Below are 21,363 nucleotides of genomic sequence, written 5' to 3' on the forward strand. Positions count from 1 at the left end.
CTGCCTTTCATGTTATAATTTATAATATGTCGAAATATGTTTAGTAAAAACATTTGACATTTTTCACATTAATGTTAGACTAAAAAGCATAAAGAAACATTGGGGGAATTATTTTGAAACATAATTTTAATGAGCATGAAAACAATTTAATTAATTCAAATCCTGAATTTAAAAACATCATTGATTCTATTGATGCTGAATATTCTATGTCCATAATAAAACTTACTCACGAATTTGGCAATGCACTTACGCTTGTTAATAGTTCTTTACAAATTATAGAATCCAGCCATCCCGAAGTCAAGCGATTCAAATATTGGGCTTCCACTATGGGTGACGTTCACTATCTTGTTAATCTTATTTCAGAGTTATCCTTTTATAATCATAGCGATAAACTTAATCTTGAAACTATTGATATAGTTTCATTAATTCAATCTGTAATTAACTCTTATAAAAGTACCACTTCTGAAAACGTGATATCTAATGGTAAAACGCTTTGTAATAACATAACTTCTAAAACAAATTCTGCTGAAGATGAACATTCAAATGATAAATGTAATATACCTAAAATTCATTATAATCTATCATGTTTAACACCTATCCCCGAAATCACCGCGGATAATACTAAATTAAAACAGGTATTCATAAATCTGGTTAAAAATGCTTATGAAGCTCTTGATTTTTCTAAATCAAGTCCATCAATATGCGTAGAATTAAGTTGTAATAATTCTAATCTCACTATTTCTATTAAAGATAATGGTCAGGGTATATCTCCTGAACACTTAACAAATATATTTTCTCCAATGGTTTCTTATAAATCTAATGGCACCGGACTTGGTTTGCCAATTTCAAAAAAAATTATCGAAAGTCATAATGGTACAATATCTGTCGATTCAGCCATCGGAATCGGTACAACATTTATTATAACCCTTCCTGTTTAAATTCTATACACCTTATATAACACTAACTGAACGGAAATATCACATCTAACATTCTTAGTGTTTTGAAATTTCCCTTCGCTGTCATCTCACCCGTCATAAATGCTCTTTGGAATGTAAATCTTCCTTTCAATATATTTTCTAAAGATTCACTCTTAAGCTTAGCTAAAACATCTACATCAAGTGTCTTTTCATATTTACATTTCAACTCATTATTGTCTATGTTTAGAACAAGTGTCTTTTTCTTATCCTCAATTATAAATGCATAACTTGCTGAAAAATTATCTTGTTCAACAAAGTAGTCTTTAAATCGGCTGATATAGTCATCTTCAACATTGACATCCTGTTTGCTCAACATTCCTTTGAACATTGTTGTAAGTTCTTCTATATCCTCTTTCTGTTTTTTCACATATGTATCATCTGCTGCATATTTAGATAATTGCTCCGTTTCCTGTGGTGTCAGATCTAATGTATCCTTTATAAGATTTTGTTTAATAGCTGCACTACTTGATGGTAAAGGTTTTCTCTTTTGAGAAATTGTTCTGTATAAGTTTTCTGTCTTCTTCTCTATTATTTCTCCATATTCCTTATTCATCTCAAAATCAACTGGCTCTTTAACATATGCACATATTCCGGAACATGGCATACCTCCTAATAATTCCCACGCACTTTTTATATCCGTAAGTGCTTCTTTTTCTCCATAAGTTGTTGAAATAATTACAGGAGCCATATATAACTTACTTATCTTTTCTTTATCACCATACAGCCAGCATGCATCCAGAAATTCCTGCATATATCCGCCTATTCCATGCCATTCTACACTTGCTGCAAGAATAATTCCATCTGCTTCCTTCAAAGTCTGTGGTAATGTTGTAATTGAACTCTTTAATTCAAATAAATTATATCTATTAAAATTTACTCTCAATTCTTCCAGTACTTTTTCAATTCTGGTTAATACATATAATGTAGGATCCTCTATCAGTCCTCTTCCACCATAATATATGTTTATATTCATCATATCGTATCTGCACTATTTAAAATGTGTGTGCAACTCCTTCCACAATTTTATCTGTTTTTATTTTAATATAACAATTACTGATTTTCAATATTCTTTCTATTTACCAATAAATAACTTACAATTCCACATATCATTCCTGTCACGAATCCACCTATGTGTGCAATATTGTCCACATTTCCACTATTCTGACCAGCCATAATAAGTAATATTAATACCAGCCCCATTTTACTAAATGCTGACATATTTTTTCTTCTACCTTCAACAATTCTTACTAATAATGCTCCCATAACTCCATAAATTGCGCCCGAAGCACCTGCTGATATACTATATCCCCCGATTGACTGCTGATATAATACAGATGATAAACTGGCAAATATTCCACTTACCACATATATAATAGTAAATCTTATTTTTCCATAAAATTTCTCTGCTTCACTTCCTAATAAATATAAAGAAAACATATTATTCAAAAGGTGTGCAAAACCAAAATGCATAAACATACATGTCACAAGCCGGTAATATTCATGTTTCTGAAACACATTGGCATAATATAATGCTCCATGTTTTAACATAAATAATGTATTTTCTGTTGAACCCATATACTCTAGTATAAAGAAATATACAATATTCATAGCCATTAAAATTATAGTTATCCATGGATATTCTTTTCTTGTATTTTTTTTATTATATTGAGTCTTGTTGCTTTGATTACCAGAAATTACTACTTCGATTTTATTTCTTAACGCATCAAAATCTTCCGGTTGGTTTTCAAAAATTATAAGCCTCCTGCATATGGTGTCAATTATCCAGACCTTTGCTTTTCCTTCACAGAATACTTTATGCTTTTCAAGATTATCACTGTTAATTATGAAAATTATATTTACATCTTTCATTCCTGAAAACAAAAATTTTCTTTCTATCTGAAATGATATATTATCTAAGTCATCAGTATTAAATTTATCAATAACTTTTTCATCTATACAGCCAATAATATTCATTATTCCCGCATCCTCATTCTTCTTAGCAAAGAAATTTATATATGGCAGATTTGTTGGCATCACCAAATATCCATTATCTCTAAAAACATAATAGACTTCATTAATATTCAAAATTATTCCTGCCTTTCCATAAGCAATTTATATCTTTACTCTTTTTGATACTAATCTTAATATTATATGCATTTTACCTTAACACTAATATTTTTTGATGTCAATTAAATCTATTAATTTGTATATTAATTTTCCTAATTGTAAGTTATTTAAATATATAGTCTAATGATGCAATTGTAATTTTATCTCCAATCGATATTTCAATTTTATCATAAGGATTTAATCTTTCGCCATTAACAAATGTTCCATTTCTTGAATTTAAATCCTCTATTGTAAAACTGTCAGCTTCATTATCTATCCGTACATGAATTCTGCTCACTGATTTATCTTCAATTATTTCATCAACCTTTCCGCTAGTCTTGCCTATTGTAAATGGATATTCATTAATTACTATATCATCATAATCACACAGGCTGAATAACTTTCTTTTTTTATCCTTAATTATATCTGATATTAAAACAGTTTCTCCCTCACTAACATTTTCATCTTCATATTTCATTACAGGTTCTTCGTCACAAACTGGCTCATTTTCTCTTACACATATTTCTTTTTTTATAACCTTTGTATCTTTAAAGTTTCTGGTATTTAAAAATTTCGTAAATTTACCAAACAAACTATTATTATCACTATGTTTATTATCTATACTGTAATTTGCCTCTTCACCAACAATACTTTTTATTTCATCTCTGGTATTAATTTGTTCATTGAGATAATTAAACTTTTCATTCTTATATTTATCTTTTTCTCCCTCTATATCATTTATATTTGATATGCCATAGTCAGAATATGTATCGTCTTGATTTTCATATGCGTTTATATCCGGTTCTGTATCCGGCACTGTATACTTTACCCTTTCTAATGTCACATTAATATACTGTTCTATCTGATATAATGAAAAATTCACTTTGCTACACATTTCCATAATACCATATGTTAACTCCACTGCCTTATAATCGTTGTGTTCTACTAATACAACTATATCCTGCAACATTTTTCTAAATGAGTTCTCAAATGAGTTCTCATTATTTGGATAATAACAATAATAAACTTTCTTAGTATCTACATCAAAATATATAAAATCTAAATCTAACAAAATACTATTAATGTCCAACAAATATTCCCTTAATTCTTTTCCAAGTGATATAATTCCCTCTATTAATATTTTAACATCTTCATACTTAATCTTATTCCTTGAAAATAAATCTCTTACACTTTGTCTTGAAGATATTATATATGATAATTCACTTTCTCCATTTACACACCCTATATACATTTCGAGCAACCCACTTATCTTATTTCTCATAATCATATTTATTCTATAATCATTTATTACAATATTACTATCTCTTATTATCATTAAGTTGTTATTAAACCCATGTCTATATACTATCTGCATATTTAACCTCTTTTCTTAATTTGCTATGCTAATTATTTTTTATCCAGCGATGTTGACGGTATCCATTGCAACCTTTGCTCTGACTATAAACATTCTATTGTCTTTATCATACATAGTAATATTAATATTATCTGATTTTCTTATATTAAATATTGGTAATTCAAAAGACAAACTAGTTTTTATATTAGTTTTTTCATCATCCTTTTTTATATCTACACTTTTTATTTTTGCAATAATAACATCTGATTTTATCCTGTTTATGTAATCACTATATATTTCATTTTCACTTTTTTCATCTGTGTTGCAAATAATTCCATACTGTTGTGCTGCAGCCCTGACACAGATAATGTCATTCATATAAAAAACTAACATCATAATTGTAAGAACAACCATTATAATAATTGGAAACAACATTGACATTTCAATAGTCAGACTACCTGACAGATGCTTCTTAAATATTTTTATTTTTTTATCTGCTTTCATAATCTGATTCGCCTCCATCCTTGATTTTTTCACTTTACGTATGTATATTTTCATCTATATACCACACATATCTTTTATTCATTTCCTTTTTATTTTTATATATAATATATAATTGTAATCGTCCATAAAATATTTTTTTAAATACATAAAGCAATATATGAAAATAAAATAAATGGTACAAATGGGATTTTATATTTTTTATTCTTTTTTCTTATTAATAACAATATTCCTCCAATTATAATAGTACTAAAAAGTGCATATATTAAAACCAATATTGTTTTTTTTAATCCCAGAAATATTCCGATTGTACTTAAAATAGCTGCATCTCCTTTACCGATTTCTTCATTTGTTACTATACTCGTTAACATAAGAAATATTCCAGGTAAAATTCCTAATATAATAGATAATATATCTGTTTTACTGATAAATATTTCATATATCAGGCCAACTAGTGCAACACTTATACACAATGAAATATTTACTTCTTTTTTTCTTAAATCAATCAAGGTACTTAGTATAAGAAATATTGTTATTACTATTGTTTTCATTTTATTTAAACTCCATTTCAATCTTTTTATATATTCACAAACTAATCTCACACACTTAAATAAATTATTTTAAATATTGACAATTATATTTATTTTACTTCAGATTTCTTCTTACATCTGTTGCATATTTCCCTGTTTCCAACACTATTTATACTAATCTCAATAACATCTCGTACAATTGAACTACACTTTTCATTGCAATGATAACTATCTCCATTATCTGTTATATACACAATATAATTCTCTGAGGGCAGCTTTTTTACACATCTTTCACATTTTTTGTATATTCCTCCATAGGAATTTCTTAACTCATTTAATTCACCAAATTTTACGTTGTGTACAGATAATTCTATATGTGTGCAATCTCTATATAGATGATATACTTTTCCACTTTTGGTTATATAAACTTTTTGTAACCCTTCAGCTGCATTTTCACATATACTCTCACCTATCCAGCTTCTAAAGTAACACCTGTTTGCCATTCTCAGGCGTCCTCTTGATTTTCCTAATCTCCATACTTCTATTTTATAATAGACCTTTATATCATTTATTCCATCTTGGTTATTATTTATATCAGACTCTCCAATACAAATTCCTAATATACCTCTAACTACATTAATATTCTCTGTATATTTTTTTACTTCATCTGTCAGAATCTTATTCCACACATAACCGGTATTTATTCCATTTATTAATATATCTTTATCATATTTGATAGTTTCAAACTTTTTCTTATTATCTATTAATCCTCCTGCTCTATCCTCAAGATACATATATCTTCCAACTGCCTTTGCAGCATTATTAACATTATTCTGCATTATATTCTGGTAATTAAGCATTATAAAAAAATTAACAAATACAAGAATTGCATATATAAATACTGGCAAAACCATTGATGCCTCGAGAGTCATACTTCCTGGTATCCACTTATCTTTTATTATTGAGGTTGATAAAAATGTGCTTTTATTACTGCCACTCTTAATATTATTATCATTGTAACCGCAACCTTGAATCTGGAGAGTATTAACATTTAACGGGGGAGTATTTTTTTTATTCATTGTATTTTTTATACATATAGGCAACTTATTGATTAAATTTTTAGCACAACTAATACATTTTAACAGATAATAAAAGCACATTTTTATCAACCCCTTTCATTTATTTTAAATTTTTACAATTAATGTAATTTATATAATTTATTACTTAACTATGTCTTTCTACTAATAACCTGATGTCTGCTTTACTTTTATAATAAATTTATCCTCTTTATCTCTAATAATTTTTCTTGTAAAACCTATATCAGAAAATAATCTTTTTACTTTATATTCAGTATATAATGTAGCTTGTACAATACACTGTTTCATCTGAAAATTCACGTTGTATTTATCCTGAATATTTAATTCCATTAAATCAAGCATTCTAATTACCTGTGTATATTTATCCTGCGAGATTAACATATATCTAAGATAATCTTCATATGTTAAACCACTCTCGACTTTATTTTTATTATTGTCTGAATTAAGACTTTTTAAATTTGATAACGATAAATTCCACTCATCCGTTTTCTTTATTAAACTTACTTTTTCACCATCTAGCAGATTCCTTGCATCCACAACGGATTCTGCATATGACCAGGCTGCTATTATCAGAAATTGAGTAAGTCTTACTATTGCGGGCATACCAGTATAACCTACAATTGTTAGTGCTAATTCATATGCTTCATTTCTCTTTGTACTGTCCTTTAATAAAAATAGAAAATTAAAACCCTCTCTTAACAAAATAATTTTATTAATACATTCTTTTAAATTATCTCTGTCACAATCATTTCCAAATAAAATATATTCTATCTCATAATTTAATTGTCCTTTTTTTTCTTCACTTATATAATCCTTAAATTTGTCAAAAATATATTGACCAACCAATATTTTTCTTAAAAGTTCCTTATCTCTCCCATAGTTCTTCCATTTATGTTCAGTGTCCTTATATGTATCTGACGATAATTTACTCTTATCTATAGTTTTATCTGATATATCTCCATTTACAACATATCCCATTACTCCATTTTTCTTCAACTTCTTAACAAAATCAACAACTTCATTTTTCTTCTTTGCAGCATCCTCAATTGAATAATTTACACTCAGGTTAAAATCATAGTCTATAATTTTTTCCTCTGCCACATAAATTGCCTTATATGAATCTTCTATTAATACATCTGCATTTTCATAATTTGATAACTTATTATAACTATAATCTAATTCATCAGTTCTTTCTGATATTAGAGACATAGAATTGCCTATTTTTTTTACTATTTCTTGTTGTTCCAATGTCATTTTCTTATTATTTTCTATGTTATAGTTATCCTTATCACTATTGAACACCTCCTGTTTTAAATTTGTTATCTCCTCTTTCATAATTGAGTATAATTCATCTTGATAATTAGCTTTTTCTTTTTCTAATTTTGTATCCATATCATCAACATAGTCTTTTGCTAATCCTAAATTTTCAAAATATTTATCTGAATTAATTAATATATCCTGAATATTATTATCTAAAGTGCTCTTCCATTCTTTATACTTTCTATACTCAATTATATACATATCAAACAAATTATCTCTTACCTGTCTGTTGTAATCATCTGTCGGTTCTATACTCTTAATCTCGTTTAACCTGTCCTTCATATTCTGAATGACTTCCTTTGGATTATATGGGCATTGCTTTATGGCATTAATATCATCAAATATATTCTTAACATTCACCTCCATGTCTGTAAGCCTGTCTGAACACACTTCTAAATTCTTGTTAAATTGTTCTATATCCTTATTTTGAGACAATGCACTGCTATTCTCAATTAGTCTGTCTATAACATCCTGGGCAATTGCATTTTTCATATAATCACATATCTGGTCATATATTATTTCACCACCATTATCCATTACATTCTTCACAGTTTCTACTTTACTGTTATTATGTCTTAGACCTAATACATCATATATATTATATTTAAAGTCTTTTTTATAATTTGAGTTTTTATCTACATATTTTGTATAATCATTTAATAACTGTGTGTCATTCTTCCATAGAACCATAACTCCATAATCTTCAAATATTTCTCTTGCATAAGATGAAAATGTAGAATCTAACGCCATATATGTTATCTCGTTACATCTTGCGTATGCACTTGATACTCTTGATATTTCAATCACTGTACAGACTAACGAGAAAATTAATAACATTATAAGAGACAAAAATACTGTAATGCTTCCTTTTGCCGTTTTTTTCATACCCCTTATTTACTCCTCTGTTTTCTATAATATTTTATTGTTTTAAAAAGTATTTATTTTACTTGTTAACTTAGAAAATAATGTATTTACTATTTTAGTTATTTGTGTTCTGAAGATAACAACAAGCCCAACTAAGACTATTATTATTAAAATTACTTCCACAACACCCATACCTGAATTATCACTCATTAATTGATTGAATCGTGCTTTATAATATAAATTGTTAATTGATTTATAAATTTTGTTTTTTAATTTCATATATATCCTCTACTTTCATATTTAATATCTCTATATACCCATTGATAAAAATGCCGGAATTATTATTATTGCCATTGATATAACTAACATAATTCCCATAGGTAATAATAATTTAGTTCCTGCCTCTTCACCCTTTTTTCTTGCTAATGCTTTTCTTTCTTCATAAGCATCATTTACTTCACTTTCAAGTATTTCTGATAATCCTTTAGTTCCTTTTCTTATATTTTGTTCAAGTAAATTTCCAAACTTAATATAAGAATGTATTCCACATCGTTTACCATAGTCTAAATATGCCTGGCACTCTGAATATCCATTTTTCATTTTCTGTCTGGCATATTTCATTTCCTCATATGCATATCTCATTCCTAAAGTACTTTTATTTTTTTCATAATCAGATATAACCTTATCCCATGCTGCAAGTATCGTCATTCCCGCACTATGCAATATTGTGATTTTATTTACCATTGTTACATAATCGATTTCCAATTGTTTTCTTCTTTTATCTTCATAGTCCTGTAATTCCTTACCCTTAATCATATATAATACCAAAGCCATTACGACACCAATAAATATGTATATTATTGATGATTTCTTTTTCTTTTCCACAAATTCTACTTCTTCATCATTTATACTATTCATCAGTTCCACTTCTTTATCTGATTTCGTATATTCATCAATATATTTTTCTATTGATTCGTCTATTATCTCACTCTTTTTTCTTCCCGCTTTATTAATCGTCAATGGAATATTATATGTTTTTGAATATGTATCTAATGATAACGTAACTTCTATATCTACACTTACTTTATCCACATTACCAATGTTATCCCATAAGATTTTTCCACCATAATCTATATATAATGTGTTATTTAAATTCCAATCAACTGTAACATTGTTATCCAAACTATATATTAATTTGACGTCACCTGTTATATTGTTAATACTTTGATTACCATTTAGCATGTTTTTTAAAATACTTTGATAACTGTTTTCAAAAATGAGCTTTACATCATCATAACTGTTGGCCTTTTCGGGTAATTTTATTTTAACATTCTGTCTATAACCGTCCTTAAACTTTGCTTCTAATTCATATACTTTTTCACCCTCTCCATAATTTTTTCTAAAAATACTTTTTACATTACCAGTTTTTGAAAAAGTATTATTTAAACATATTAAATCTCCAAATATTATAATTAAAATAAATGCAATAATAGAAATAGAAATTCTTGATACCATATATATGTATGTATCCTCTTTCTTGTAATTATTGACCTTTATTTTTTCTATTCTCTTACCTATCTTCGCATATGATAATCTGTATATTTTTTTATCTATAAAATCAAGAATCCAGGCTGACATTCCGTAAATAAATCTAAATGGATTTTCCTTTTTATCCAAATTATCAAAAACATCTTTCTTGTATTTTCCTGTACAAAAAAATATAATTAAAAATAATAAGATAATTGCTGAGTACACACATATAAACGTCAATATATCACCCCCTGTTATATCTAAATATAATTATTAAGTTTTTCTTATATCTCTACTTTTGATATTTTATATCCTAAAAAGAATGCGAACACATATATCATTAAACATACTGACATTACAATTCTACCAGTTATTGAATTATACATAATACTCATCATATTTGGTGATGTTAGTCTTACATATACAATGATACATATTGGAATAATATTCATAATCATTTGTTCATATTTTTTTGAATTAATTATTACTTTTATCTCCCTTTCTGTTTCTATTTTTCTACTTATGGAATTTGCTGCATTCTTTACTATTTTTATTAAATCACCACCACTCCTCTTTGCAATACTTATAATTTCTGAAAATAATTTAATATCCTCTATCCCACTTCTAATTGCAAAATTCTCTATTGCGTTTTCTATTGTGATATTTAACCTTAATTTAATTATAAGTATTTTTGTTTCCGTACATATATATGACTCCTTTCCGTATAGCTGCGACAATTCTCTATATACTTCCACAAGAGAATTCTCTATAGAATATCCTGCTATCAGCTGTGCTGTCATTGACATACAAAAATCCTTAAATTGAACATTTAACTTCTGTATTCTTCTTTGTATTAATACCTTTTTTATCAATTTTAAATAAAAATATACAGGTAAAACAAATGCAATTGAAATCCATAAATTATCATAGAAAACATATGAAAATATACATGCTATACCTATAATTACTATAATACTTAATATGCACTCCTTAATGGTCATTCTATAAATGCTATAGTCTATTTCATTCTCCGTATGATATATCCTCCTTACCGTAACCAGCATCAAATAACTTCTTTTGATTAATCAAAGTATTTCCTGTCCATTTCAGTTTTCCTTTTACTATACCTTTATTTGTCCCTTCAATATTATCCTCTTCAAATCTATATATAGTATTTGTCAAAATCTCTTCTCCATTAAATCCTGTTATCTCAACTATCTCCAAGACTTTTCTGGTTCTGTCTCTTAATCTTCCCAGATGTACTATTATATCTATACCTGATGCAATCTGACTCTTTATAGCCTTCAATGGCATATCTACACCCATTAAAACCATAGTTTCTAATCTGTTAAGCATATCTTTTGGGCTATTTCCATGTCCGGTACTTAAGCTTCCATCATGTCCGGTATTCATTGCCTGCAACATATCTAGTGCCTCTGCTCCTCGTACCTCACCAACAATAATTCTATCCGGCCTCATTCTCAGACTAGATTTTATCAAAGCTCTTATATCTATTCCATTTTCTCCTTCATCATTTGCCTGTCTAACCTCCATCCTGACTAGGTTATCAACACTTTGTATCTGCAACTCTGCCGAATCTTCTATAGTAATTATTCTTTCATCACCGGGAATATAATTTGATAATACGTTTAGAAAAGTAGTTTTTCCTGAACCTGTTCCTCCACTTATGAAAATATTATATTTGGCGTTTACTAATAGTTTTAAAAAATCAGCAACATTTAAAGATATAGAACCTATTTCAATTAACTTTTTCATGGTTATTGAATATTCCGGAAATTTTCTTATAGTTACAACCGGACCATTAATGGCAACAGGATTAAGAACAACATTTACCCTCGATCCATCACTAAGTCTGCTATCAACTATAGGCGATGATTCGTTAACCCTTCTGTTTACTCCTGATACTATTTGTTGAATTATATCTACCAGTTTCTCCTTTGAACTAAATCTATTATTATATTTCTCAATTCTACCATCTTTCTCTATAAAAATATTATCTGGACCATTTATCATAATTTCAGTTATATTTTTATCCTCCAGTAATTCCTCCAAAATATCCAATCCTCTTATAGAATCATATATCTCTTTCTGCAATCTGTATTTTTCTCTAACCGATAGACCTTTTTCATTACCATATTCCAATATAACTTCATCTACAATTTCTTTTACCCTATCATCTGATATTTCAGTTGAAACGTCTATTTTTTCCATTACCTTTTCTCTTAATTTATTTATATCATCCAATATTTCCCTCCATCATTATATCTGTCATCTCTTTAATAATGTAATCGTCACCTTTGCTTAGTACATTACTGACATCAATCTTCTTTATTACAGTATTTTTTAATTCATTATTTACATTTTCAAGATAATTAAAAAATAGTTTTAATTTTATTGATGAATAATTGTCATTTAAATGTGGTACAAATACATAATTACATATTTTAAATATTTTAAATATATCTCCTACCATATTTGAAACGTCAATTATTATATCTCCATATCTTCCACTATCTTTAATCTTAATAATTAATTCTGCCCATATGTCCTCATTTATCTCAGATATATCAGATATATTATTAACAGGCGGAATTATATCTGTATTATTATATTTCTTAACTATTGCATCTAATTTTATATTGAAATTACTATTTTCCTTTAGACAATAATATATCAAATCTGATATATTAAGCCCTCCATCAAAAATATCTTTATTTAAAGAAAATTCTTCTAAATCAATAATAAGCGACTTATTCTCTTTTAATGCATAAGCTAATTTCATACATAATGTACTCTTTCCACATCTGTTAACAGGCGAATAAATAGCTGTTATCCTGACATTCATATCCCTATCTAATATATTATCTTTTACATCTGAATTTTTACATGTATAATTAGCATAATTATTCAGTATATCACTAATTATCATACACATTTTCCGATATCTATAAACTGCCTCATACCCTTGAATTCTTAAAACATTCTTCTCTTCTGACAAAATCTGGATATATGCATTAATATTTTTTATTAATTTTATATCTATACAATATTCTGCCAATATAAGAATATTAATATTATTTGTTTCACAAAATTCTCTGAATTTATCAACATTGCTAAATGTAAATATCGAATACCTTTCATTAATATAATCCAACAAATATTCATTAATACCAGTTATATATTCTTCATCTGTATCATAAACAACAATTATTATCTGATTACCCATTCATGTCATTTACCTCCATATATATTTTCAAAAGTTAACTTATTGATGTAACATATTATATATTATAAGTTTGATTTTGTAAATAGGTTTTTAAAAATAATATCAAAATTATTTGTAACTTATTTGAATGAATAAATTTATTATTATATGACTATACTTATATATGAAATATTTGTAAAAAGAGGTGTAATTTTGTTCAGAAAAAGGGAAAAACCATCAAATACCATGCTATTAAATGAATATAGAGATCAGTTATCAGAAAAGGAAATACTTAAAATTGAATTAGAGGAAACAAAATTAGCATTAGATGCAGTATACACCATTCTTCAGAACGTGACCGAACCTGAATTAATAGACAGTGCTATATATGAACTTAATTCCATTCAAATGAAATATTCATTTCTTCATAGAAAATTTGTGGAGCTTACTGCTTAATTGTCCTTTATATTCAAACACATATTTTATTAATATTTATAGAAAAAAGTTTTTAGAGAATTTTGTGATAATTGTCAACTTACTGGTAATAATTTCATCTTTCACAATTATCACATTTTTCTAAAGACTTTTTTCTATAACTTATCTTTTTGTCACTCCACTATCTTTATACACCACATTTATTATTGAATTTCTATACATTTTACTACTTTTATTAAAATTTAAATTTACTTTATATGAAATAGCTATTTAAAAAATATTTTAAATAGCTATTGACATATAACAAATTTATATTATAATCTATTTAAAATTATTTTTAAATAGGTGTTAAAATGAGTGAATTAAATATTTTCAAAGTCTTGTCTGATAAGCAGCGCCGTGACATTCTGGTAATGCTTAAAGATGGTAAAATGAGTGCCGGAGAAATTGCTGAGAAATTAGATATCTCGCCTGCCGCACTTTCATATCATCTAAAATTATTAAAAAATGCTGACCTGATTATGGAATACAAAGACAAAAACTTTATTTATTATGAAATAAATACAAGCGTCTTTGAAGAACTAATCTTGTGGGTAAAACAGTTTGGAGGTAACAAAAATGAGTAAATTTTTCAAATCTAAAAAAATAATGTGGATAATCTCTATTATTCCACTAATATTAACCGGCATTGTAATACAGTTTATGCCTGATTCTGTACCTATGCACTATGATATGTCAGGTCAGATTGACAGATGGGGGTCTAAATACGAAAATATTATTTTTCCAATTTTGATTATTTTAATTACTCTCTTCTGGCAAATATTTATTCTTTATTATGAGAAAAAGGCTTTAACTGCTTCAACAGATAAAGAGCGTCATGAAGCAGCATCTAATGCTAAATGCCTTATTATTGTTTCAATTTCAACTTCCATTGTTTTTGGAATAATGCAATGTTTTATTTTATTTGGTTCGTATTTTGAAGCCACGAAAAATTCAACTCACGCTTCAATCGATATTGCTAAAGTTTCTTGTATATTATTGGGTGTACTTTATATTATTCTTGGAAATTATATGCCTAAAACAAAGAAAAACGGAACTATTGGTGTGAGAATTTCGTGGAGTATGTATAATGATGTAACTTGGGCTAAATCTAATCATTTTGGTGCAATTGCACTTATCATTACAGGGCTATTAACAATTATAACATCTATTTTTGTAAGTGGAAATCTATCTACTATACTAATGCTCATTTATTTAGCAATTGCTGTAGTAGCTATACTCATTTATTCCTACGATATTTATAGGGATGAATGTAAGTCTAGACATTAATATCCAGTTAATTGGTTATGTTTATTATTTATCTGCATTTTCAATTCCAGTTCCATCATATGCATTTTTCTCAACATATGTCATCATCATATTATATCTTATACAATGGGTGATAATAAACATAACTAATGCTATAAACAAACACTTTTTATTTATTATAATTCCAGCTATAACCAATCCGCTTATACATAACCCCGCAACTATTATTAAAAATATGTGGTCTTTAAGCCATTTATTTTTATAAAAATCTATTTTTTCTTTAATTGAAAAACTACCTGATTTTATCATCTGTTTAATATTTTCTTCAGCAGCAACTTTATACTTCTCATCTGTTAACCTTTCTCCACTAAGAATTTCATTAATACTAACTTTGAATAAATCACTCATTATTAACAATATGTCAGCTGGTGGCAGATATGTACCTGTCTCCCATCTTGATATTGTCTTATTTGTTACACCAATTTTTTCTCCAAGTTGTTCCTGTGTATATCCATTTTCCTTTCTAAGAACTGCTATAAATTTACCTATTTTTTTTAAGTCCATTTCTGTCACCTCCGTAAATATTATAGTAATTACCATTCTTTTTGTCTTTACCATAAACAGCGAATTATATTCTCGCCTGTATAAGTTATACACAACCCTATCTCTTTTTTCTATATTTATCCTCAACTTTTGTATATACAACCATAATTACAATAATTAAAATCATCATTCCAATTACCGCAAACATAATCATCGGACTATTTTGCTTAATAAATAGTAATGGAATACCAAGTAATTCTAATACCACTGCAAATACAAACCAAATCTTTGCCACAGCATTATTATATTCTGGTATGTTTTCAATCTCCGATACTTTTGCATTTGCCCAGAAACCCGCAGGTTTATCAGATTTTCTATCAATTAATCCCATTATAAAAAATATAATTGCAACGATACTCCATATTATAAATGCTATTTTCACAGATGTACCTCCATTCCTATTTACATTTTATGCTAAAATAATTAGATATATATTATCATAGATATACCTAAATTGCTCTTTAAATTGCAATAAAATTTTATATTAAATCCATTATTTTATTTTTGAATGAAAAATAGAAATTTACTTTATAAAAATATACTTAGGCTACACTCTGACTACACAAGCATATTACATTTGTATATATTTTTAATTCTCACAAAATCAGTACCACCAGCTTAGCTGGTGGTTTGCTCTGCGGCTATAAGCCTGTGATACCTGCCAGCTCTAAAGAGCTATGAAGAGTCCGCCAGCCGCACTACTGTCACAGGCTGCCCCTTAAAGTTTTTTTTATGCCTTGTTTACTGGCTCATCCGTAAACGGGTCAATGTACTCTTTTAATGACATTTGATCATATTCCAAATCTTCTTGTAATTGATTTCGTACATACTCTTCTATTTTCTTTGCATTTTTACCTACTGTATCCACAAAATATCCTCTGCACCAGAAATGTCGATTTCCATACTTATATTTTAAATTCGCTGCCTTTCAAATATCATTAACGAACTTTTTCCTTTTAAATATCCCATTATTTCTGACACGCTATACTTTGGTGGTATACTCACAAACATATGTACATGATCTGGCATACACTCTGCTGTAATTATTTCAATTCCTTTTCTTTTACATAATTCGCTTAGTATATGTGCTACATCCTGTCTTATCTGCTTGTAGATAACTTTTCTTCTAAACTTTGGTGCAAATACTATATGGTATTTGCAAGTCCACTTTGTGTGTGATAAACTGTTATTGTCCATTTGGATACCTCCTTTGCTATTTAGTACGGTTGGCGAACCTTTACTAATTATAGCAAAGGAGGTTTTTTGCTTGAAGCTAAAGCTTTCTGGGAACACACCTGCATAGCAGGTGGTTTATTTGTATGTGGATACAATTAAATCTTCCGCCGATTTTATTCTCCTCCGGTTTGGTAGAATCCCAGTCAATATTTTTGATCTTATCCAAAAGTTCTTCTTTTGAATTTGCCTGAACCGTAGTTTTTCTTACTTCGATTTGCTTGGACTGTTCCTTTTTCTTTGCCTCTTTTTTCTCCTCAGCTTTCTTTTCCTGAAGCTTTTCAAGATATTCTTTCTGACTGGCTGATGATTTTTCTAACTCTGCAAAGAATGTGGTAGTTCCGTCACTATTAAAAGAGATGCCAAATTTTGTAATTTTTGTATCAGTATCTGCATTGCCGTTAGTCTTACCGAATACTCTTTCAAATCCGAACTGGGCATTGATTTCATCTGACATACGCAAGGCTCCCTCAATGCTATGCATTTTTTCTGCATAATACTTCGAATCTGATTATTTACACCTTCAAATCAACCTTGTTCTTTTTTATAACTTCTTTATGCTTTTTCATCGAGAATACTTCTTTTTCTTCCTTTGTATCCTTTGCTTTTTCCAACTGCTTCTGTAGGATTTCTTCGGCTTTTTCACTCATATTCTGGAGAAAGGATTTTACTTTTGAATCTTTATGTCCTATTGCCCATGAACTAATATTTCCATCTTTATCTATTGCCCATCCCTGTTCAACTCTCCATCCAATATCTGCTTGTTGCTTTGCAAACTGCTCATCTAGTTTTTTCATGTTACCAATTTCTTTTATGTACTCATCTTCTAAGTCTGAATCATTTGCCATTTTTGTTAAAAACTGAGGAGAAATCGCTACATTCGTGGTAGTTGATTTACCATATTTCATCCCCGGACTATAATTTGCTGATACAAAACTATAATTGTCAAATTTTTTAGAAAGATAGGAAAGTTCATCCGCTGCAGTTTTTCGGGTTGTCCCTGTCTTTACATCTTCTGTTTGCTCCACAACCTGCTTTTCTGTGGTTTCCTTAGCATTATTTTTCCGTATATTACCGGTATAAGCATTTGTGTAAATATTAGAGTAATTGTTTACACCTGTAACTGCCATACTAACATCTCCTTTCGTATTACAAAGCTTTCATTACCTTTTATTAGCATAATAATCCCAAATACCATTAAGCATTTTCCGATCACCATCTAATACATTCAGATTTAGCCTTAAATCTTTCCAGTCACCCGAATACTGCTGCGATAATTTCTGGTTATCCGACTGGATGGCGGATAAAAATGCCTGATATGCCGAATTTTGGATAACCCCCTTTTCTTTAGATTTTGCAGTATTCTCCTGGTTCTCACCTATGTTCTGTTCATTTGCTGTCTGTTCACTTCCTTTATGGTAAACTACCGATGGGGTAAAATCCTGTAATTCTGACCAGATTTCTGTTGAAGTTGCCATAAAATTACTGTGATTTTCATATGCCTGATTCAGCATATCCAGTTCTTTTTCTTTGGTTAATTCCTCAATTTTGCCCGATTCTGTCACATAATACTCCGGCTCATAATCTTGTTCCGCATATTTTTCTTCAATGCTGTTTTTCATTTTGTTATATGCTTCTGCCATTCTGTTTACATGATGTTCAAAGGAATCAGTTTTTACACTCTCTGTATCTTCTTTGACAAATATATCCGTCACTTCCTTCTCAAAACGGTTCTGATAATCCATAGAACTGACAGAAGATAAATGTCGAAAGCTCTCCTGCCCTGTTTTGGAAATGGAAAGTGTATCTGTATACTGTGTCATTTTCTTTTCTAAATCTGCCGGAACATTTTGCTTTGTATTTTTCCTGCTGTTATGTTCGATTGCAGAATATGTAATATTTGTATTATTGTAAATCTTCATAGCTGTTTCCTTCCCAGATAAATACCATTAGACTCTAATATCAATCGGCACATACCTTTTAATTGTGTCTGTTTGTACCATTTCTGCTGCCTCTAAACTATCTGTAGCAAGCTGCTCCTGCAAAACCTTGTCTGGAAGTTCTTCCATATTCTCCACAGTTTTTTCCGTCATCTGCTCTGTCATTTCTTCGGTTGTCTCCGAAAGTTCGTCCATGATTTCAGACATCATGCCCTTGTTTTCCTCTGTTCCAAGAGCTTCATCCACCATTTCTTCTTTTCGTTCTTCTTCTGTTTTAGGCTTATTCCTCTCAGCAGCTTCCGCAATCTTTTCGCCATGTTCTTCTGCCTCGTCTATGACATGAAACATCTGTGAATTATTATACTCCTGATTTGCTGCCGCAATTTCATCCTCATAATTATGAAACATTTCCAGCTTTTCAGAGATTTCTTCCAAACTGTCAGCCTTTCGGTTTTTCAAATTTTCTTTTTGTGCTTCAAAAAAAGCCACCTTATTATCCCGTTCCTGCTGTCGCTGCAATTTTTCCTGTGTACTTTTCAACATATTAGAACTATTAAATCTATTTATCAGTAAACCTCCACTGGATAAATTGACTGTAAAACTCAACTGGTTCCTCCTTCCCGACAAATTAATACAAAAGATTTTTCTTCTTGTCATTTAGGCTTAACATACTATACTTCCTTATCTAACTTACTTGACGTTAGAGTGGAATCCTTTTTCGAATATGTACCATTGTTTGTATAAGTCGCACTTGCCCGGTTCGTAGCTTTTGATATACCAGTTGCTTTCTGGGCTGTTTTGCCTGCAAAGGAATTGTAACCTGTAAAAACCGTTTTCAATGAACTGATATCTACTTTCTTCAATTCATCTTCATCCAGCTCCAGCTTATTCCCCTTTCCTATGGTAATACCTATTTTAGAAAGTAAATGACTGGTTTTGTCTGTCATGCCTGTCATCCATGAAGCATTTCTAAGGACATCTTTTGTATTGGATTCTCCTGCCTCCTTAACAACATCATTATAATCATCAATAAAAGATTTCACTTTTTTGGTAATTGCATCCCAGTCATAATCCTCTACCTCTGTTTCTTCCCCAGTCTTTTCATCCTTCTTTTTTATTTTCTTTTTTTCCCAGAGTGATGCATCGTTTAGTGCATCTGCTGATTTTTTCAGGGAATCCGCACTTGCTTTCATCAGTGTAAGCTTCTGTGAAGTATCTCCTTTCCCCGATAATTTTTCTGCATCCTGCTTTGCATAATATGCTTTCATAAGTTTTCCATAGCTTCCGTTTTTAATCGCAGCATAATCAGAAAGCATATTGGTGTTTCCTACGGATGAACTGTCGGAAGTTCCGCCAAATAATGTGGAATAATCTACATTGCTGTTATATTTACTTGTGTAATCACTAAAACTCTTAATCTCTGACATAATACCATTCTCCTTTACCAACTATAAACGAATATCAATCGGTGTATACACTGCCTGTTGTGTTGCATTCTGTGCATTTTCCAGAGTCGGTGTTTCTACTGTCGCCTGTGTTTCCCCTTTGATATCCGTATTCTTTACGTTGTCTGTCTCCTCTGCCGCAGCCCCCGCAGATTCCTGTGTTTTCTCGGATTTATCAGTATTGTTCTTTGTTGCAGTGTCTTCTGTATTGCTGTTCTCCGCTTTTGCAGCTTCTTCTACTGATTTATTTGCATCTGCAAGTGTAGACATCTGTGCTGCTGTCGCAGACTGTGCCTTTGCCTGCAGCTCTGCCAGTTCTTCTTCCTTCTTCTCAGTATTTCCTTTTCCGGCATCCTGTTTGATTTCAGATTCAAGCACACTGGCACGTCCCTGTATCTGTGTTGCCATACTTCCCTGCACCTTTGCCTGTTTCATGGAAGAATCTGCTGAGATCATCGCCTGCATACTTGCCTGTGACAATCCGGTGTCTTTCTTTTTAGAAGTGTTACTTGTTCCAGCCACCATATCATCCATAGATGACGAATTTTTACTCTGCTGTTCCTTTCTCTGCTCGATCTGGTGCTGTCTTAACTGCTGATTGAGATTGTTAATCTCCTGCTGTATCTCCTGACGCTTTTTCATCTTATCCTCTAATGACATTTCTTCATTCGATGATAATTCCTGTAGCTTCTGCTGTGCATTTGCAATCTGATTCTGAATATTTTTACTTACAGAATCATTTCCCTGTGTCATTCCCATTGTTCCTGTCTGCGTATTTGTCCCACTAAATCCATTGATTCTCATCGTATTGTCCTCCTTGAGCTTAAATTCTGAAATCCGTTTCCTAAAAAATCTGTACAACATGATTTCTCTTTACTGATTTTTCGGCATATC

General features: G+C 29.6%; 24 protein-coding genes and 1 pseudogene. 4 read left to right on the forward strand and 21 right to left on the reverse strand.

Annotation, left to right across the window (positions count from 1 at the left end; translation table 11 throughout):
- Positions 1-113: 113 nt before the first annotated feature.
- Positions 114-938, forward strand: coding sequence for a sensor histidine kinase (locus tag OCV48_RS11305; protein WP_262559698.1), 825 nt, complete (start codon positions 114-116; stop codon positions 936-938).
- Positions 939-960: 22 nt separating this feature from the next.
- Here OCV48_RS11305 and OCV48_RS11310 read toward each other — a convergent pair whose 3' ends face one another.
- The 12 genes from OCV48_RS11310 to OCV48_RS11365 form a co-directional block, all read right to left on the reverse strand.
- Complete coding sequence (locus OCV48_RS11310) at positions 961-1,953, reverse strand: SCP2 sterol-binding domain-containing protein (RefSeq protein WP_021981903.1); 993 nt, start codon at positions 1,951-1,953, stop codon at positions 961-963.
- A 74-nt stretch (positions 1,954-2,027) separates the two neighbouring features.
- A complete protein-coding gene (locus OCV48_RS11315) occupies positions 2,028-3,062 on the reverse strand; it encodes a rhomboid family intramembrane serine protease (protein ID WP_147591966.1) in 1,035 nt (344 codons plus the stop codon).
- A 145-nt stretch (positions 3,063-3,207) separates the two neighbouring features.
- Complete coding sequence (locus OCV48_RS11320; RefSeq protein ID WP_147591967.1) at positions 3,208-4,458, reverse strand: DUF6382 domain-containing protein; 1,251 nt, start codon at positions 4,456-4,458, stop codon at positions 3,208-3,210.
- A 39-nt stretch (positions 4,459-4,497) separates the two neighbouring features.
- Positions 4,498-4,941, reverse strand: coding sequence for a TadE family protein (locus OCV48_RS11325; protein WP_147591968.1), 444 nt, complete (start codon positions 4,939-4,941; stop codon positions 4,498-4,500).
- 137 nt (positions 4,942-5,078) lie between these two features.
- On the reverse strand, positions 5,079-5,489 hold the full coding sequence (locus OCV48_RS11330; RefSeq protein ID WP_021981899.1) for a prepilin peptidase: 411 nt from the start codon (positions 5,487-5,489) through the stop codon (positions 5,079-5,081).
- An 89-nt stretch (positions 5,490-5,578) separates the two neighbouring features.
- Positions 5,579-6,547: a TadE/TadG family type IV pilus assembly protein gene (locus tag OCV48_RS11335; protein ID WP_262559701.1), complete on the reverse strand. Its 969-nt coding sequence runs from the start codon at positions 6,545-6,547 to the stop codon at positions 5,579-5,581.
- 162 nt (positions 6,548-6,709) lie between these two features.
- Positions 6,710-8,770, reverse strand: coding sequence for a DUF5702 domain-containing protein (locus tag OCV48_RS11340; RefSeq protein ID WP_147591969.1), 2,061 nt, complete (start codon positions 8,768-8,770; stop codon positions 6,710-6,712).
- 42 nt (positions 8,771-8,812) lie between these two features.
- Positions 8,813-9,028, reverse strand: a complete 216-nt coding sequence (locus tag OCV48_RS11345) for a Flp1 family type IVb pilin (RefSeq protein ID WP_021981896.1) — start codon at positions 9,026-9,028, stop codon at positions 8,813-8,815.
- 30 nt (positions 9,029-9,058) lie between these two features.
- A complete protein-coding gene (locus tag OCV48_RS11350) occupies positions 9,059-10,426 on the reverse strand; it encodes a type II secretion system F family protein (RefSeq protein WP_147591970.1) in 1,368 nt (455 codons plus the stop codon).
- A gap of 137 nt (positions 10,427-10,563) precedes the next feature.
- Positions 10,564-11,343 (reverse strand): type II secretion system F family protein, encoded by a 780-nt coding sequence (locus tag OCV48_RS11355; RefSeq protein WP_147591971.1) that lies wholly within the window; start codon positions 11,341-11,343, stop codon positions 10,564-10,566.
- Positions 11,303-12,511, reverse strand: coding sequence for a CpaF family protein (locus OCV48_RS11360; protein WP_147591996.1), 1,209 nt, complete (start codon positions 12,509-12,511; stop codon positions 11,303-11,305). Before OCV48_RS11360 ends, OCV48_RS11355 begins: the two co-directional genes overlap by 41 nt.
- 25 nt (positions 12,512-12,536) lie before the next feature.
- On the reverse strand, positions 12,537-13,526 hold the full coding sequence (locus OCV48_RS11365; protein ID WP_147591972.1) for a P-loop NTPase family protein: 990 nt from the start codon (positions 13,524-13,526) through the stop codon (positions 12,537-12,539).
- Positions 13,527-13,718: 192 nt separating this feature from the next.
- Between OCV48_RS11365 and OCV48_RS11370 the strand changes: the two genes are divergently transcribed.
- The 3 genes from OCV48_RS11370 (at position 13,719) to OCV48_RS11380 (ending at position 15,269) form a co-directional block, all read left to right on the forward strand.
- A complete protein-coding gene (locus OCV48_RS11370) occupies positions 13,719-13,961 on the forward strand; it encodes a DUF2508 family protein (protein WP_021981891.1) in 243 nt (80 codons plus the stop codon).
- 332 nt (positions 13,962-14,293) lie between these two features.
- A complete protein-coding gene (locus OCV48_RS11375; RefSeq protein WP_147591974.1) occupies positions 14,294-14,566 on the forward strand; it encodes an autorepressor SdpR family transcription factor in 273 nt (90 codons plus the stop codon).
- Positions 14,559-15,269 (forward strand): DUF1648 domain-containing protein, encoded by a 711-nt coding sequence (locus OCV48_RS11380; protein WP_147591975.1) that lies wholly within the window; start codon positions 14,559-14,561, stop codon positions 15,267-15,269. Before OCV48_RS11375 ends, OCV48_RS11380 begins: the two co-directional genes overlap by 8 nt.
- 24 nt (positions 15,270-15,293) lie before the next feature.
- Here OCV48_RS11380 and OCV48_RS11385 read toward each other — a convergent pair whose 3' ends face one another.
- From OCV48_RS11385 to OCV48_RS11425, 9 genes and pseudogenes are all read right to left on the reverse strand, one after another.
- Positions 15,294-15,812, reverse strand: a complete 519-nt coding sequence (locus OCV48_RS11385) for a helix-turn-helix transcriptional regulator (protein ID WP_262559705.1) — start codon at positions 15,810-15,812, stop codon at positions 15,294-15,296.
- A gap of 97 nt (positions 15,813-15,909) precedes the next feature.
- A complete protein-coding gene (locus OCV48_RS11390; protein ID WP_147591977.1) occupies positions 15,910-16,233 on the reverse strand; it encodes a hypothetical protein in 324 nt (107 codons plus the stop codon).
- A gap of 348 nt (positions 16,234-16,581) precedes the next feature.
- Positions 16,582-17,048 (reverse strand): annotated as a pseudogene (gene tnpA / locus OCV48_RS11395) (IS200/IS605 family transposase).
- A gap of 76 nt (positions 17,049-17,124) precedes the next feature.
- Entirely contained in the window at positions 17,125-17,541 is a 417-nt protein-coding gene (locus OCV48_RS11400) for a DUF6033 family protein (protein ID WP_394803280.1), read from the reverse strand.
- A gap of 58 nt (positions 17,542-17,599) precedes the next feature.
- A complete protein-coding gene (locus OCV48_RS11405; RefSeq protein WP_262559707.1) occupies positions 17,600-18,214 on the reverse strand; it encodes a DUF6033 family protein in 615 nt (204 codons plus the stop codon).
- Positions 18,215-18,247: 33 nt separating this feature from the next.
- Positions 18,248-19,006: a hypothetical protein gene (locus OCV48_RS11410; protein ID WP_147591979.1), complete on the reverse strand. Its 759-nt coding sequence runs from the start codon at positions 19,004-19,006 to the stop codon at positions 18,248-18,250.
- Positions 19,007-19,033: 27 nt separating this feature from the next.
- Complete coding sequence (locus OCV48_RS11415) at positions 19,034-19,630, reverse strand: hypothetical protein (RefSeq protein ID WP_147591980.1); 597 nt, start codon at positions 19,628-19,630, stop codon at positions 19,034-19,036.
- A gap of 65 nt (positions 19,631-19,695) precedes the next feature.
- Positions 19,696-20,451, reverse strand: a complete 756-nt coding sequence (locus OCV48_RS11420) for a hypothetical protein (protein ID WP_262559710.1) — start codon at positions 20,449-20,451, stop codon at positions 19,696-19,698.
- A 21-nt stretch (positions 20,452-20,472) separates the two neighbouring features.
- A complete protein-coding gene (locus OCV48_RS11425) occupies positions 20,473-21,273 on the reverse strand; it encodes a FlxA-like family protein (protein ID WP_262559712.1) in 801 nt (266 codons plus the stop codon).
- Between the last annotated feature and the right edge of the window lie 90 nt (positions 21,274-21,363).

The sequence above is a fragment of the Bovifimicola ammoniilytica genome (genome assembly GCF_025567085.1).
GTDB classification, from domain to species: Bacteria; Bacillota; Clostridia; order Lachnospirales; family Lachnospiraceae; genus Bovifimicola; species Bovifimicola ammoniilytica.